Annotated in this window: 15 protein-coding genes; 3 read left to right on the top strand and 12 right to left on the bottom strand. The window is 65.7% G+C overall.

All coding sequences use genetic code 11. The features are described 5' to 3' along the window. Position 1: 1 nt before the first annotated feature. From Rhe02_RS12260 to Rhe02_RS12240, 5 genes are all read right to left on the bottom strand, one after another. Positions 2-973 (bottom strand): ABC transporter permease, encoded by a 972-nt coding sequence (locus tag Rhe02_RS12260; RefSeq protein ID WP_203908280.1) that lies wholly within the window; start codon positions 971-973, stop codon positions 2-4. Then, a complete protein-coding gene (locus tag Rhe02_RS12255; RefSeq protein WP_203908279.1) occupies positions 966-2,006 on the bottom strand; it encodes an ABC transporter permease in 1,041 nt (346 codons plus the stop codon). The genes Rhe02_RS12260 and Rhe02_RS12255 overlap by 8 nt, the downstream gene beginning before the upstream one ends. A gap of 113 nt (positions 2,007-2,119) precedes the next feature. Then, positions 2,120-3,763 (bottom strand): peptide ABC transporter substrate-binding protein, encoded by a 1,644-nt coding sequence (locus tag Rhe02_RS12250; RefSeq protein WP_203908278.1) that lies wholly within the window; start codon positions 3,761-3,763, stop codon positions 2,120-2,122. Positions 3,764-4,011: 248 nt separating this feature from the next. After that, positions 4,012-4,656: a response regulator gene (locus tag Rhe02_RS12245; RefSeq protein ID WP_203908277.1), complete on the bottom strand. Its 645-nt coding sequence runs from the start codon at positions 4,654-4,656 to the stop codon at positions 4,012-4,014. After that, complete coding sequence (locus tag Rhe02_RS12240; RefSeq protein WP_203908276.1) at positions 4,649-5,884, bottom strand: ATP-binding protein; 1,236 nt, start codon at positions 5,882-5,884, stop codon at positions 4,649-4,651. Before Rhe02_RS12240 ends, Rhe02_RS12245 begins: the two co-directional genes overlap by 8 nt. Positions 5,885-6,017: 133 nt before the next feature. Between Rhe02_RS12240 and Rhe02_RS12235 the strand changes: the two genes are divergently transcribed. Genes Rhe02_RS12235 through Rhe02_RS12225 form a run of 3 tightly spaced genes read left to right on the top strand, consistent with a single transcriptional unit; the run spans position 6,018 to position 8,859 of the window. Then, the gene (locus Rhe02_RS12235) at positions 6,018-7,352 is read left to right on the top strand and encodes a PspC domain-containing protein (protein ID WP_203908275.1); all 1,335 of its coding nucleotides are present in this window, start codon (positions 6,018-6,020) and stop codon (positions 7,350-7,352) included. Continuing rightward, positions 7,349-7,600: a hypothetical protein gene (locus Rhe02_RS12230; RefSeq protein ID WP_203908274.1), complete on the top strand. Its 252-nt coding sequence runs from the start codon at positions 7,349-7,351 to the stop codon at positions 7,598-7,600. The genes Rhe02_RS12235 and Rhe02_RS12230 overlap by 4 nt, the downstream gene beginning before the upstream one ends. Before the next feature lie 17 nt (positions 7,601-7,617). Next, positions 7,618-8,859: a phosphatidylserine decarboxylase gene (locus tag Rhe02_RS12225; protein WP_203908273.1), complete on the top strand. Its 1,242-nt coding sequence runs from the start codon at positions 7,618-7,620 to the stop codon at positions 8,857-8,859. 64 nt (positions 8,860-8,923) lie between these two features. Here the strand turns inward: Rhe02_RS12225 and Rhe02_RS12220 are convergent, their stop codons facing one another. From Rhe02_RS12220 to Rhe02_RS12190, 7 genes are all read right to left on the bottom strand, one after another. Further along, complete coding sequence (locus tag Rhe02_RS12220) at positions 8,924-9,781, bottom strand: CDP-alcohol phosphatidyltransferase family protein (protein WP_239123698.1); 858 nt, start codon at positions 9,779-9,781, stop codon at positions 8,924-8,926. A 276-nt stretch (positions 9,782-10,057) separates the two neighbouring features. Further along, complete coding sequence (locus tag Rhe02_RS12215; RefSeq protein ID WP_203908271.1) at positions 10,058-10,999, bottom strand: NUDIX hydrolase; 942 nt, start codon at positions 10,997-10,999, stop codon at positions 10,058-10,060. Positions 11,000-11,036: 37 nt separating this feature from the next. Then, the gene (locus Rhe02_RS12210; protein WP_203908270.1) at positions 11,037-11,984 is read right to left on the bottom strand and encodes an NUDIX hydrolase; all 948 of its coding nucleotides are present in this window, start codon (positions 11,982-11,984) and stop codon (positions 11,037-11,039) included. A gap of 61 nt (positions 11,985-12,045) precedes the next feature. Continuing rightward, the gene (gene guaA / locus Rhe02_RS12205; RefSeq protein WP_203908269.1) at positions 12,046-13,584 is read right to left on the bottom strand and encodes a glutamine-hydrolyzing GMP synthase; all 1,539 of its coding nucleotides are present in this window, start codon (positions 13,582-13,584) and stop codon (positions 12,046-12,048) included. Positions 13,585-13,599: 15 nt separating this feature from the next. After that, complete coding sequence (locus Rhe02_RS12200) at positions 13,600-14,322, bottom strand: DUF3152 domain-containing protein (protein WP_203908268.1); 723 nt, start codon at positions 14,320-14,322, stop codon at positions 13,600-13,602. Next, a complete protein-coding gene (locus Rhe02_RS12195) occupies positions 14,323-15,450 on the bottom strand; it encodes a hypothetical protein (protein ID WP_203908267.1) in 1,128 nt (375 codons plus the stop codon). Then, the gene (locus Rhe02_RS12190; RefSeq protein WP_203908266.1) at positions 15,447-15,833 is read right to left on the bottom strand and encodes a hypothetical protein; all 387 of its coding nucleotides are present in this window, start codon (positions 15,831-15,833) and stop codon (positions 15,447-15,449) included. Before Rhe02_RS12190 ends, Rhe02_RS12195 begins: the two co-directional genes overlap by 4 nt. Between the last annotated feature and the right edge of the window lies 1 nt (position 15,834).

The raw sequence follows: 15,834 nt of genomic DNA, 5'->3' as shown, positions 1-15,834 counted from the left end.
CTCACCTCAGCTTCGGGTCGAGGGCGTCGCGCAGGGCGTCGCCGGCCAGGATGAAGGACAGAACGGTGGGAACCAGCAGGCCACACGGGATCAGCACCAGGTACTTGTACTCGTTGAAGTAGTCGATGTTTCCCGCGATCATCGTGCCCCAGGACACCGCCGGCGGTTGCAGACCGGCGCCGAGGAAGGTCAGCGTGGCCTCCGCCCCGATGTACCCGCCGAGGGAGATGGTCGCGACCACGACCACCGGTGCGATGGCGTTGGGCAGGATGTGCCGGAACATGAGTCTGCTGTTGGAGGCGCCCAGTGACTTCGCCGCGAGGACGTAGTCGAGGTTCTTGGCCGACAGCACGCTTCCGCGCATGATGCGCGCGACACCCACCCAGCCCAGGATGATCAGAACGATGGCCACCACGAGCACGGGAGGCCACCACTGGTCGCTGTGCAGCAGATCGCTCTGGCGAAGCACGCCAAGGATGACCAGCGCACCCAGCAGGAAGGGCAGCGAGTAGATCATGTCAATGATGCGAGAGATGAGGGTGTCTACCCAGCCGCCGAAGAATCCGGCCAGCATGCCTAGCACCACACCGATCAGGGTGACGCCAGTGGTCGCGATGAGTGCGATCGACAGCGATGGCCTAGCACCATAGATGGCGTGCGAGTAGTAGTCGCAACCCAGCACGTTGGTGCCGAACCAATGCTCGGCGCTCGGGCTCAGCTTGGCGAACTTGATGTCGCAGTCCCGCGGATTCTTGCTGGTCCACATGGACGGAAGGATCGCCATCGACGACACGATGAGGATGAAGCTCACCGAAGCGAGGAAGATGGGGTTGCGAATCAGCTCGCGCCGCGCGTCTGACCAAAGGCTGGCCGCACGCTCCTGGGTCGGGCCCTGTGGGTTGACCCCAGGTCCGGCCTGAACCGGGATAACCGCCGGGTTGTCCGAAGTAGCCGTGGTAACGGGGTCACTCATAGCGGATCCTAGGGTCAAGCACGGCGTAAAGCAGGTCTACCAACAGGTTGGCGACCAGATACACCAGCACAAGCATGGTCGTGATTCCAATGAGGACAGCCGGCTCGCCTTGGAAAATGGCTCGCGCAGTCTGGTTTCCCACACCGGGCACGTTGAAGATGGTCTCGGTGATGATGGCGCCGGTCATGTAGCCGCCAATGGACAGACCCAGGTTGGTCGCCACCGGAATCAGCGAGTTGCGAAGGGTGTGCACACCTATCACTCGCTTGTGCGTCAAGCCTTTTGCCTTCGCCGTGCGCACGTAGTCTGCCCGCATGTTTTCGTGGACGCTGGTGCGAGTCAACCGAGCCGTGGTCGCCAGCGAAAGCATGCCCAGCACAATGCCCGGGATTATCAAGCTAGCGAAGGGGAACTCCTGCTTGTATGCGGAGCCGAAAACGCCTCTTGAGATCACCTCCGGAATCCATTCCTGCCCGCGCAGGAAGTTGCCGAAGTCCCGGGTGATGAACTGCTGAATGAGAATACCGAGCACGAACACCGGGACAGAGATGACCATCACGGTCGAGATCTTCACGGAGTAGTCGAGGCTCTTGCCGGGCTTCATTCCCGCACGCATACCGATGAAGACGCCAACCAGGGCCTCGATGGTGAAGGCGATGATCGTAATCTTGATTGTGTACGGCAGCGCGTCGGTGATGATGCTGGCGTGCGCCCGATCGAAGAATCCGCGCCAGTCGAAGACCGGCCTGAAGCGGAAGTTCGTCCCGAAGTCCAACTGCCCGATGTCGACCAGCCGCTCCCGGAACAACCCCAAGCACGGGTTGCCCTTCTGCTTGAGGCAGGGATCGTCGAGATGCAGCCTGGAAGTCAACGCGGCCAGCGTCTCAGGCGCCGGCCTCTTGTCGCCGAACAGCGCCCGAATCGGGTTGCCTGTGAGCTGAATGCCCACTGTGGTCAGGTAGTGCAGCAGGAACAGAGTTCCCAGGACCGTAGGGATGAATTGCAACAACCGTCTCACGATGTAGCGACCCATCTGGTCCTCCTTTCGGAGCCATCGGGGCGATGGCGGCCTCCGGTCGGGATGGCCGCCATCGCCCCGCGATTAGGCGGATCAGATCTATCTGTTCGGGATACCCAAGCTTTTAACTACTTAACAGCGTTGGGGTCCTTGAGCGTGATCTCGGTGTACACGGTGCCGTGGATCTTGTTGTACACGTAGTCCTTCACGTTCTCGCTACGGACGTTCGCGGTCCGGCCGAACCACATCGGGATGACCGGGATGTCCCGCACCACGAGGTCCTCAGCCTGCTGGTAGAACTTGATGCCGTCGGCGATCGACTTGGCCGCCGCAGCATCCTTGATCAGCTTGTCGAGCTCAGGGTTGGAGTAACCGCTGCTGTTCGACGAACCGGTGGTGCTGTAAAGCGGGGTGATGTAGGTCTCGAGGAAGGCGTAGTCCGGGCCCCAGCCGAGGCGGAACGGACCAGTGAACTTCTTCGCGTCACCCGTCGCCAGGTACTGCGGGAACTGCAGGTCGACCTTGAGCTCGTAGTCGATTCCGAGGTCGCGCTTCCAGCCGTCACCAACAGCCTGGAGCCACTTGTCGTGACCGGCACCAGCGTTGGCCCACAGGACGATCTTGCCGCCCTTCCATCCGCCGGCCTCGGCCAGCAGAGCCTTCGCCTTGGCAGCGTCGTACTTGCAGTTGGCGCAGGCGCCCGGGCGGTAACCCTCGAAGTTCGGGCTGATGACACCCTGAGCGGCACTGAAGCGGCCGTCGAACACCGCGTCAATGATGGCCTGACGGTCGATCGCCAGCGACAGCGCCTGACGGACCTTGACTTCCTTGAAGTTGTCGTTGTAAAGCGGCAGACCGACGTAGGTGAACGTGTTGCTCGGGTTCTCGAACATCCGCTCGCCGTACTTGCCCTTGGCTTCCTTGTACTTCGCAGGCGGCACGCCATCCCAGATGTCGAGCTCGCCGGCCTCGAAGTCAGCGTAACCGGTGTCGATCTTGTCGTAGATCTTGAACTCGATCTTGTCGGGCTTGCCCTTCGAAGCGCCGGCCCAGTCGGGGTTACGAACGACGGTCACGCCGACGTTGTGACGCCACGATCCCTCAATCTTGTAGGGGCCGTTACCGATCGGGGTCTCGTTGCAGCCCTTGGTGTCCGCGAGGCAAGCCTTCGCCCACGGGAAGAAGCCTGAGTAGCCCACAGTCGCCGGCCAGCCGACGAACGGCTCGGCCAGGGTCACCGTGAAGCTGAAGTCGTCGATCTTCTTAAGACCGGACATCGTCTTGGCCTTGGGCTCGGGAGCCTTCTGCGGGCCTTCCTCACCATCCGGGTCTTCCGACTGCAGGTCACTCCAACCCACGATGCTTCCGAAGAACGGCGCGTTCGGCTGCGCGTTCGGGCCGTATGCCACGTAGTTCCACCCGTTGATGAACGAGTCGGCGTTGACCGCCTCGCCGTTGTGGAACTTGTAGTTGTTCTTGAGCTTGACCGTCCAGGTCTTGTTGTCGTCGGACGTGATCGACTGGGCGATCTGGTTGACAACCTTGCCATCGTTGTTGTCGTTCTCCACCAGACCCGCGTAAATGGTCCGGAGAACCACGATTGATGGGCTGTCGTCGAAACCAGGCAGCAAGCCAGCCGCCTCAGAGCTACCGACACGGATGGTGCCGCCCGCGGCGGGGGCTTCCGGTGTCGAATCCGTTTGGCAACCTGCCGCAAATAGTGCGATGGCGGTCGCGGCGACCGCCACCTTCATGGGGGATTTCCCGCGCATGCGAATGCCTCCTCAGGCGCTCACGAGGGGGTGTGAGGTGGCAACACTGTTACACCCCTGGCCACGCACCGGAAGGGCCTGATACCAACCCGTTACTTACCCGGGCCATCCCCGATACCGCTCAAAACGGATCGCTTTATGGAAAGACACCGCAATGACGTGCAACTTTGCCTGGGTGGCCACCTGCTTTGATCAAATAGCACAGTGACGCCTCGTTATCATGTCCCAGGGATTGAGAAACAATCGTTTCAGAGCAGCCTGCGGTCGGCCGCCCACCGTGACAATTCGTAGCGATTGGACATCTGAAGCTTGCGAAGCACATTAGACACATGTGTCTCAACGGTCTTGATGGAAATGAAGAGTTCCCGCGCGATCTCCTTGTACGCGTACCCTCTGGCCAGCAATCGAAGCACCTCACGCTCTCGATTGGTGAGCTGGTCAAGCTCGGGATCGGCCAGCGCGCTCTCCGGGCGGGCGGCAAAGGCGTCGAGCACGAACCCGGCCAGGCGCGGCGAGAAGACCGCATCCCCATCGGCGACCCGGCGGATGGCGTCGACCAGATCCTCGGGCGAAATCGTCTTGGTGACATAGCCCCGAGCACCGGCCCGGATCAGGCCGATCACGTCCTCGGCGGCATCGGAGACCGACAATGCCAGGAACTTCACCTGGGGATGGGATCGACGAATCCCCTCCAGCACGGCCCGGCCCCCGCCATCGGGCATGTGCACGTCCAGCAGCACGACGTCGGGCTGGGTTGCCGCGATCATCGAGATCGCCTGGGCGACCGTGGCCGCCTCACCCACCACATCCACGTGATCGCCAAGCTCCGCCCGCACCCCGGCCCGGAACATGCCGTGGTCGTCTACCAGAAAGACCTTCAATCGCTCAGTCACGACCCGACTCCTCTTTAACCAGGGGCACCGGCAGGATCAGCCGGACCTCGGTGCCTTCGCCCGGCGCCGTGCGGATCTCGGCCTCGCCACCGTGCCTTGTCATTCTGCCGACGATCGAGCCCTTCACGCCGTGCCTCAGGTTTTCGCGATGTTCACCGTCAAGGGAGTCCAGATCGAAACCGGCGCCGCGGTCTCGCACGAAAACGCTCAGCTGGCCCGGCTCGGCCTCAGCGTAGAGCGAGATTGTCTTGACTCCCGCGTGGCGTGCCGCATTGACCATTGCTTCGCGTGCCGCGGCCACCAGAGCGGCCACCTTGTCGTCGAAGGCGCGATCGCCCACGACGACCACCTCCACCGCGATCCCGTAGGTGTCCTCGACCTCGACCGCCGCCTGCTCCAGAGCGGCAGCGAAATGCTCGTTCGGTGAGCCCGTCGGTTGATAGAGCCAGTTACGCAGCGATCTTTCCTGGCCACGGGCAATTCTGACCACGGTGGCCGGATCCGCGGCGTTGCGCTGGATCAGCGCGAGCGTGTGCAGCACCTGGTCGTGCACCATCGCGGCCAGCTCAGCGCGTTCCTGTTCGCGGATGCGTCCCTCGCGCTCGGAACGCAGGGCGGCCAGGGTGCGCCACAACAGCGGCGCGGCGACCAGCCCGACGCCGGCGAGGGCCACCAGGGCGAAGGCCAGCGCCTGCCACAACTCCGACCAGGTGACCCCGCTCAGCGGCGAGTAGACCACCAACAGGCCTATTACCCCGGCCACCACCAGCACCCCGCCGGCGAGGAAGCGGATCAGATAGGTGCGGCGGTTCTTGGTCTCGGTCAGCACGCTGAACCACGGTGCGGTGGTGGAGCTTTGGGTCTGATGCCAGATGATCCCGGCGCCGATCGCGATGAGCGCCACCAGCCAGCCGACCGTCATCGAGAACGGATCTTCCCGATTGAATAAGCCCGCGGCCGCCATCAAGCCCAGCGCGGCCAGCACGAAGGGCAGCAGCCGGTACCACTCGCGGCGCTTGGTCTGCTGACCTTCCGCCGACGGCATGACCGCCCAGAAGGCGGCATAGAGAAGGACACCCAGCCCGTTGACCGGGACAAGCAAGACGAATAAGGCCCGAACCACCGTGGGCGACAGCCTCACGTTGGCGGCGATGCCCGCAGCCACCCCGGCTACCAGGCGATCCTCCCGGGAGCGGCTGAGGCGGGCGCGGGGCACGGTTTCAGGCACAGGTAGATCGTTCCACCTCAGGCGCTTGAGCGCCCACAGGTAACCCCCGGACCCGGCACCACTAGCTTTCTCAGGGTCCGGTCAGGGTCCGCGCCTGAGGTATCTCAGCTCATGTCGGCAGCACTATCAAGGCATGACCGAGGAAACACCTCCCCCACCGGCAGCCGCGGCACCGCCGCCGAACAATCCGCCGGCCTATCCGCCGCCGGCATCTCCGCCGCCGACCGGTCCGCCTCCGGTCGACCCGCCGCCGGCCGGTCCGCCGCCTCCGGTCGACCCGCCGCCGGCCACCGCGCCCGGAGCCGACCAGCCCTGGGCCGCCCGGTTCGGCCTCGTCCGGCCGCGCCACGGCCGGGTCGTCGCCGGAGTCTGCGCCGCCATCGGCCGCGCCACCAACACCGATCCGCTGATATGGCGGGTCCTCATCGGCGTGCTCTCGATCTTCGGCGTCGGCATCGTGCTCTACGTCGCGGGCTGGCTGCTCATCCCCGCTGAGGGCGACACCGCGTCGCCGATCGAAGCCCTCTTCGGACGCGGCTACTCCAGCACCTCGACCGGGCTCACCCTCGGCTTGGCGGTCGTCGCCGTCATCCTGTTGGGCGCGCTCACCGACAGCTTCGTGGTAGCGCTGATCGCCGCCGTCGGGCTGGTGATCGCCGCCCTCGCCACCAACCCCAGAACCCGCCAACCGGTCTCGATTCCGCCTGATCCGCTTAGGCCACCATCGGATCCGGGCGCATCCCAGGCGGCCACGGCCAGCATTCCCGTGGTGCAGGGCGGATATCAGCCCCCGTTCGCTCCGCACGGGCCGTATGCGAGCGCGCCTATCCAGGTACCCCAGATAAGGGTGGCCAGACCAAAGCGTGAGCCCTCCCGGCTGGGCCGGTTGATCTTTGGCCTTGGTCTGGTGGTCATCGGCCTGATGGCGATCGCCGACCTCATGTACGACGCCTCGATGCCCTTCGAGAACTACGTGACAGCCGCCCTCATCGTGACCGGCTTGGGTCTCATCGTCGGCGCCTGGTTCGGCCGGGCCAGAGGCTTCATCATCCTCGGCATCGTCCTGAGTCTCATGTTGCCGATCGCGGCCGACGAGCACGACCGGGAGCGCTTCGGACGGCCGGGCACGGTCAGCTGGGTGCCGTTGACCACGCAAGAGATCTCCGACTCCTACGAGCACCGCTTCGGCGAGGCGACGCTGGACCTGAGCAACGTCGACTTCGCCGGTCACGACGTCGTTGTCCAAGCGGACATCAGCTTCGGCGAGCTGCGGGTCATCCTGCCGGAGAAGGTGGATGTAGTGGTGGACACCGACGTCAGCCTCGGCGACGCCACCGTCTTCGGCTACAACATCAGCGGCGCCGGAGTGGACCGCACCGAAAACAACGAAGGATCTGACGGCCCAGGTGGGGGCACCCTGCGGCTGAACCTGGACGTGAAGTTCGGCCACGCGGAGGTAACGAGATGAAAGCGCATCGCACCGACGCCCTGTCCCTCGCCTTTGGAATGCTGTTCGTCCTCATCGCCGTGGCGTTTCTCGCCAACCGTGCCTTCGATGTGAAGCTGCCCGACATGGGCCTTCTGGTGGCCGCGGGCGTGGTGGTGCTCGGCGGGGTCATCGCGATCACGGCCCTGTTCCCACACCGCAAGCAGAACCCCACGGAAATCCCACCCGTCCAAGACCCGGTTGAGGTCGACGAGAACCCCAGACCCTAGCGGCATATGCTGGCGGAATGAGTCAGCTTTCCAACACGCCCCTTGGTCCGCTAGGCCAGATCAGCATCGGTGACCGGGCCGCCCGCGCGCTTACTGCGGAGCTGGCCCGGCACGCCGGTCCTAAGTCGGCTGTGCTGGTCGGCGCGGGAGCCGACTCGCTGGTGCTCACCGAGGCGCTCGACGCCATGATGCCCGGCGACCGGCTGACCGTGGTCGCCGCCGATAACGCGGTCGCGACTCAGGTCGCCACCATGGGCAGCTTCATCCGGGAGCGGGTCAAGGTCGTCACCGATCTGTCCGAGGCTGAGCCGGCCGAGATAGTCATCGTCGCCGAGCCGGTAGTGGGCTCGGGCGAGGAGGCCCGGGGCACGGTCGACCAGTTGAGCAAGGTGGTCGCCGAGGGCGGTCTGCTGGTCATCGCGGCCGTGGCGCTGCCCGGTCTGGCCCGCGGCGCCACCGACGAACTCGACCGGATAGCCGCCCGCCAGGGCGTCGGCTCGGACCTGGTGCTTCGCAATACTCCCCCGCTGCGGATTCACCGCCTGCGCTTCTCCGAGGCCGACCCGGCCACCGCGGCCAAGCTCTCCCCCGCGTTCCGGCCCTCCAGCGTGCCGCTGTTCGGCACCATGAACATCGACTCCAACGGCGTGGCCGCGGCCGGGATCACCCTGGGTGCAGCCGCTCTACTCAAGTTGGTGCGCCCAAGATCTAGGGCTTGGCTGGTACCGGCCCTGCTCGCCGCGCCCGTGGCCGCGTTCTTCCGCGATCCCGAGCGGGAGATCCCGGCCGATCCGAGCGCCGTGGTCGCCGCCAGCGACGGCAAGGTGCTAAGCGTCGAAAGGCTCCACGACGAGCGCTTCGCCGACGAGGAGTTCCTGCGTATCGCGGTCTTCCTTTCGGTACTGGACGTGCACGTCAACCGGTCGCCGGTGGCCGGCAAGGTCGTCGACTACTTCGTGGAGGACGGCGGTTACGCCAACGCGATGACCGCCGCGGCCGAGCACAACGTCGCCGCTTACACCGTCCTGGACACCCCGGAGAATCACCGCGTCGTGGTCGCCCAGCGGACCGGGCTGATCGCCCGGCGCATCGTGCAACGCGCCCCGATCGGCGCGCTGCTGGCCAAGGGCGAACGCTTCGGGCTCATCCGCTTCGGCTCCCGAACCGACGTCTACCTCCCCGCCGACCGCGCCGAAGCCACCGTCGCCCCCGGCGACAAGGTAGTAGGCGGCTCCACCGTAATCGCCCGCTGGATCTAAAAAGCCGTGGGCAGGTCGCCTAAGGCGGCCTGCCCACGTTGCTTCAGCTTTAGCGCGCGCTCAGCTACACAGCGATCTGCTGGCGGGTTGCTTTGGCGCGGGCCCAGAGGATTGGGCCGCTTACCAGGTAGGCCAGCACGATGAGGCCGAAGGTGAGCTGGAGGTTTGCCACGATGCCCAGCACCGGGACGATCAGCAGCCACAGCGGCAGGCGGAAGACCTTGGCCAGCTTCGCGTAGGGGAAGCTGGAGACCATCGCCACGGCCAGCAGCACCACGCCGACGACCATCATGGCCGGCGGCAGGGAGAGGCCGATGAGCACGCTGATGGCGAGCACCGTCGCGGCCATAGTGGTTGGCACTCCGCAGAAGAACCGGCCGTCTTTCGGCGACACGTTGAAGCGGGCCAACCGGATGGCGGCACAGGCCGCCACCATGGCGCAGGCGAGGACCAGCATCGGCGTCGCCACCTTGCCTGCGAGCGCCGAATAGATCACCACCGGAGCGGCGATGCCGAACGAGGTCATATCGCCCAGCGAGTCCATCTGGACACCAAACGGGCTGGCCACGCCGAACTTACGGGCGAGGGCGCCGTCGAGGCCGTCGAAGGTGATGCAGGCGAGCAGGCACAGGGCGCCGACCCGGGGGTCGGTGCCGGTCACGGCCAGGAAGATCGCGGTCATGCCGAGGAACAGGCTGCTCAAGGTGCACGCCTGGACCAGGCCGAACTTGATGCGGCGCGACATGGTGCGCTCGCCGGGAAGCAATGGGATGGTGCTCGGCGTGGCCGGCGAACTCTCTGGTGAGGTCGCGGCCGCCTCGATTTCGCGCATCTCGGCGGCGTCTAGACCGGGAAGAGCATGTGGCGTGTCGACGAGACCGTGGTTGGGGCGGCGAAGCCGCCCGACCGGCACCAGCAACATCTGCCGTGCCTTGGTGCCGCCGGCCCGGAGCCGGCCAGTCCACTGCCGTCCCGCGGGTCGCGGGCTGTCCGTCGATCGACGCCGACGCCAAATGGCTCTCGGCACGTGTCGTCCCTCCATGACCGGTTCGGTTCCTTTCCGCCGCCTCAGCGGACCGTCCGGCTCTTGCGGCTACACCATCGCACAAGAACATGTGCCTTGGCGATAGCCAAGAAGCGGACACTACGCGCATAACTCATTAAGAGGAAACTGACCGGACTTCCGCAGTCTACCCGACTAGCCTGGTAGATCGATGTGAAGCAATTCACGACGGGCCAGGTCACTCAGCTTGATCGAGGTCAGCTCGGTGCGCGTGAACCATCGCGCGTCGGCGGTCGAGCCGCCGGCCTCCTCGGTCACCCGTGGCTCGGATGGCTCGGGAATGTGAACCTGGAACACCGCCCGGACCGTGTACCAGTCCCACGGCTCCCCCTCAGGCCCCATCGCGGCCGGATTGTGTCTCGCGCCCACCCGGATCAACCCGGTGACCTCGCCCGACTGGCCGGTCTCCTCGTAGATCTCGCGAAGCAGGCCCTCCGCGGGCTGTTCGCCGAAATCGGTGCCACCGCCGGGCAGATGCCAGTTGCCCCCGCTGGGGTAACCCTGCGAGACAAGCGAGAGAAGGACCCGGCCGCTCGCATCGGTCACCACCCCGTAGGCGCCGAAGCGGGTGACCCGCTTCTCGCCCGACAGCGCCTGACCTTTGACGCCGACCTCGTTGTTCTCATCTGGACGGACGGGGCGCTCGTCATCGCCAAGCTCCGCTTTGGACACTCCCAAAACCTTGGCCACAAAGGGATTCAGATTCAGGTTGGGCAGGTCGGCCTCGGCTATCCAGGCGGGCAGATCGGTGGTGCCGTCGGTCTCGGCGAGCAGCTCGCCGCCGACCACCTTCACATCGAAGATGATCCGATCGTGGTGCAGCTGGACGCCGCGCCACGGAAACTCGACGACGTCGGAGAAGACGTCGTGCAGGCCGGCGATGGCCACCTCCAGGCCGGTCTCCTCGCGGAACTCGCGTACCACACCCACGTTGGGATCTTCGCCGTGATCGAGCCCGCCACCGGGCAGAGCCCATCGACCGGGATTGTTCGATCTCGGCGAGGACCGGACAAGCAGCACACGGCCCGTCTCATCCCGTGCGACACCGTAGGCGCCTATCCGGCGACGTTTCTCCACACTGCAAGGCTACTGACCCTTAGCTAGGCGAGCAGGTCTACGGGAAGGCAGCCCTGATCGCCTCGGCGGTGACCTCAGTCACCTCATCGGGACCGAAAGAGGCCACTTCCTGCGCGGATACCCAGCGTGCTTCGGAGGTGGAGCCGCCCCGGTCGTGGACCTTCGGCCGGGTGGCGCGATCGACCTTGACCCGGTAGAACGCCCGCACACCGTGCCAGTCGATCGGATAGCCCTCAGGCCCCAGCGAGGCCGGGTCGCGATGGCTCGCCACGCCGAGCAGCTCGATCAACCGGCCCCGTTGACCGGTCTCTTCGACCAGCTCACGGATCAGCGCCGCCCCCGGCTGCTCGCCGTAGTCGGTGCCCCCGCCGGGTAGGTGCCACCGGCCGGCGCCCGGGTAGTTGGGCGCGACCCGGGTGAGCAGGATGCGCTGGCGGCCATCGACCGCCACCGCATAGGCGGCGAAACGCTGTGCGCGATGCAGCCCGTCAGGCCCGGGCGCGGCGTGAAACGAGGGGAACTCGGGAACCTCGTCGGGCGTCTGCTCGGCGACCGCGGGAAGCCCCAGCGCTTTCGCGGTGAAAGGGCGCAGGGGAAGCCCGCGGGCCTGCGCCAGGTCGACCCAGCGCACCAGATCGGTGGGCTGATCGACCCGATCCCGCAACGCTCCGCCGCGCACGCGCGCGGTGTAGATCACGCGGTCGGTGTGGATGGTCAGGCCGCGCCTGGGCAGCGCGCGCATGTCGGCCAGCACGTCTTTGAGGCCCGTGACGGCAACGCTCAGACCGGTTTCGGCCGCCGTCTCACGCACGACGGTCTCATTCGGATGTTCCCCGTGCGCCACCGCACCGCCCGGAAGCGACCACACCCCCGGCGTTGCCGAGAGGGGAGAAGCTCGGACCAGCAGCACCTGCTGCGACTCGTCGTTGATCACTGCGTACGCCGCGATGCGCCGCAGTGCTTCTCCAGGCTCGATCGCGGTCACAGATCATCATTCTCCCCGACCGGGAAGATCAGGGCAAGATGTCCGATTTCATGAATGCCGTTCACTCCCACTCAATAGTGCCAGGGGGTTTGGACGTCACGTCGAGGACGACCCGGTTCACATCCTTGACCTCATTGGTGATTCGGGTCGAAATCCGGGCGATGAGCTCATAGGGAAGGCGTGACCAGTCGGCGGTCATCGCGTCCTCGCTGGACACCGGGCGCAACACGATGGGATGACCGTAGGTGCGCCCGTCGCCCTGAACCCCCACCGAACGCACGTCGGCCAGGAGCACCACGGGGAACTGCCAGACCTCACCGTCCAACCCGGACGCTGTCAGCTCCTCCCGCGCGATGAGGTCGGCGGCCCGCAGGATGGAAAGGTTGGCTCGATTCACCTCACCGATGATGCGGATGGCCAGACCCGGGCCCGGGAACGGGTGACGCCACACCATCGCCGGGGGCAGGCCGAGCGCCGTACCAAGAGAGCGAACTTCGTCTTTGAAAAGAGTGCGCAACGGTTCGACAAGCTCGAATTGCATGTCGGACGGAAGCCCGCCAACGTTGTGATGGCTCTTGATGTTCGCGGTGCCGGTGCCGCCGCCGGACTCCACCACGTCCGGGTAAAGCGTTCCCTGCACAAGGAATCGGACGTCGGAAGGCACGGATTGTTCAAAGACGCGGATGAATTCGCGGCCGATTATCTTGCGCTTCTCCTCCGGATCGGTCACCCCCGCGAGCGCGCCAAGGAAGCGATCGGAGCACTCCACCACCTTGAGCTTGATGCCGGTGGCGGCGACATAGTCGCGCTCAACCTGTTCCGCCTCACCGGCGCGAAGCAGCCCATGATCGACAAAGACACAGGTCAGCTGGTCGCCCACGGCCTTGTGCACGAGCGCGGCGGCGACCGCGGAATCGACCCCGCCGGACAGGCCACAGATCACCGACGCGGACCCGACCTGCGCGCGAATCGCCTCGACCTGGTCATCGATGATGTTCCCCATGGTCCAGGTGGGCTCAATCTTGGCCACGTCGTAGAGGAAGCGCTCCAGCAATCGCTGACCGTAGGGGGTGTGCGCCACCTCGGGATGGAACTGAACCCCGGCGAAGCCCTGGGCGACATGCTCGAAAGCGGCCACCGGCGCCCCGGCCGAGGAAGCGGTGACCGTGAATCCAGCCGGCGCAACGGTTACACAGTCGCCGTGGCTCATCCACACATTCTGCGCGTCGGGCAGCCCGGCGAAGAGCAGACCGCCCTGGGCCACCGTGGCCAGCGCGGTGCCGCCGAACTCGCGGGAACCCGTGTGCGCCACCGTGCCGCCCAGCGCCGCGGCCATTGCCTGGAAGCCGTAGCAGATCCCGAAGACCGGCGTTCCCGCGTCGAAGAGCTTGGAATCGACCTGCGGCGCTCCGGGCTCGTAAACGCTTGACGGCCCGCCGGAAAGGATGATGGCGGCCGGGTTGCGGGCCATCATCTCGTCGACGGGCATCGAATGCGGGACGATTTCGGAGTAGACCCGCGCCTCGCGTACCCGGCGGGCGATCAGCTGCGCGTACTGCGCTCCGAAGTCAACGACAAGGACTGGACGCGGCGTGGTCATAGGTCAAAGGATATTTCAGCCGAGGTAATGGACCCCATCTGGGTACGGATAGGGGTTGAGCACACAGCCGTCCAAGGTGTCGCTCTGGCGCTGCATCACCGGGGCCAGCTGGCCCGCGCCTCCGCACGCCACGTGAGAGTGGCCGAGGAAATGGCCCACCTCATGGTTGATCACCATCTGCCGATAGACGCCAAGGTCGGGGAAATGTTTCACGCCCAGCGTCCAGCGGTCAAGGTTGATGTAAATGTTGCTGCCGTTGCGGCAGGAGAACTTGCCCACGGTCTGCGCCACCGGCGCGCAGAGCCGGTCCACCGTCTTGGGTATGGCAAGTTTGATGCGCAGATTGGCGCCATCGCAGCTGGGCACCCGCTGGAACATCCACTTCTTGCTGGCTATCCAGCTCTTGTCCCCGGCCAGCACCACATCGATCACCGACGCGAACTCGTCGGGCGAGAAGTCGATGGCCTCCTCGACCTGAACGCAGTATTTCTTCAAGCTCCCGGCCGTCCCGAACACCCCTGTCCCGCCCGCCGCTGTGCGGGTGAAGACGCCCGTGCCGTTGGCTTTGACCGGAGGGCGGCTAGTGGCCGGCGGCATGGGCGAAGGCGACGGCGCGGGCGCTGGTGACGCCGAGACCGAAGCGGTCGACGATGCCGATGGGAACGCGACCGGCTCCCCCTTGCCCGGGGAGCACGCCGCAAGCGCCAAGCAGGCCAACAACACGAGGGGGACACGCATTTACAGGACGATACCGTGCGCCGCGTGGTAGTCGCTCACCCACTTCTTATCCAAGCCCTCGGCGTAGGGGCCGTCCTTGTTCTCCACGATCCAGACGTGCATCATCTCCGCGATCGTGATCGTTACGGAGAAAGAGGGGCAACCGCCATACGGGGTGACGATTCCTATCCCGGGCGGAAGCAGCGAGACGCATAGATTGTGCGCGTGCCATCGCGTGATCGGGCCGCCCGGCGCCACCCCGGGCTCGCCGGCCTTCTCCATCACGTAAACCACGCCGAGGAGGGTGGCCTTGCCGCCGTCGATCGCATAGACGAGCATCTCAGGGCGTTCCGGATCGACCGCCCGACCGTCCTTTTTGTACTCCGGATTTTCCATGTGCACATCCATGCCCGTCCGGGATCCGAGCGGGTACTTGTAGCCAGCGGCCAAAGCCGCGGAAAGCTTGCTATACCGAGCCACCGCCGCCTTGGTCGCGTTCGCCAGGGCGATCGCGGCCGCCGTCTGTTCCGCCGTCGCATGATGGTCGCCGGTCAGTGGGCGCATGATGACACCGGCCTGAGCGCGTGCCAGATGCTCATGCTGACCTTCGTGGCTGTGCCCCACCGACGGGGATTGCGCATCGGTCGACCCGGCCTGGTGCGCGACGAAGGACTCGACCCAGATCACCGCGCCCGCCAAGAAGACGGCGAATATCGTCCCGATCGCCCCGAAGACCCGGCCCACCCGGCGGGTCGTCGCGACCGCGAGCCCGAAAGCGGTCAGCTCCAGTAGCGCGGTGAGGATGCCGACCTGGTCCGCGTCCTCGCCATTGATCAGGTAGGCGAGAACGGTGACCGGTGCCAGGATCGCGGTGCCGATGCGCCATCCCCGGCCGAGGTGGGCCCGCCAGGTCAGCGCCGCGAAGAGGATCCCGCTGGCGAGCATCCCGGCCGTGAGGAGCGCGCCGTCGCGGTGACCCAGCGGAAGGAAGAGGTGCACCGCGGCCGAATAGCCCAGCAGCGCGGCCGCCCATCTGTCCACTGTGGAACGGGATCCGCCCTTGAGAAGTGGCACGATCACGAGAGCGAGCAACCCGGCTACGAAGGCCGCCGCGTGCTCCGGTGCTATCCCCACCAAGAGGGTCTTCATGCGGCCACCCCCACCGTCTTGGATTTGGGCCTGGTCAGCATCTGCGCGCAGTACACGATCACCACTATGGGCAGGAAGCCGGTGGTGAACAGCCCGGTGAGGGTGGGCGTGAAGTCAAGCGTGGGCAGCAGGCCCACCCCGACACTGAGCACAAACCCCAGCAACGACAACGCTTCCAGCACCACCAGCCCGATGAGCGCGCCACGGTGGCCGCGCAGGGCGAGCGAGCCGAAAGTGATCAGCAGGACGGCCCGCGCGAGCGGCACGAGCGCGTAGAAGAACAGGCCGCTCATGAAGAGCAGCTCGCCTACGGTGGCCAATAAGATCGTTGCCGCCTGCACCAGCAGCAGGACGAAAACGACGTTTCCCTTCGGCGAGGACATG

Source organism: Rhizocola hellebori (assembly GCF_016862955.1).
GTDB classification, from domain to species: Bacteria; Actinomycetota; Actinomycetes; order Mycobacteriales; family Micromonosporaceae; genus Rhizocola; species Rhizocola hellebori.
This window is presented reverse-complemented; position numbering and strand designations above follow the sequence as displayed.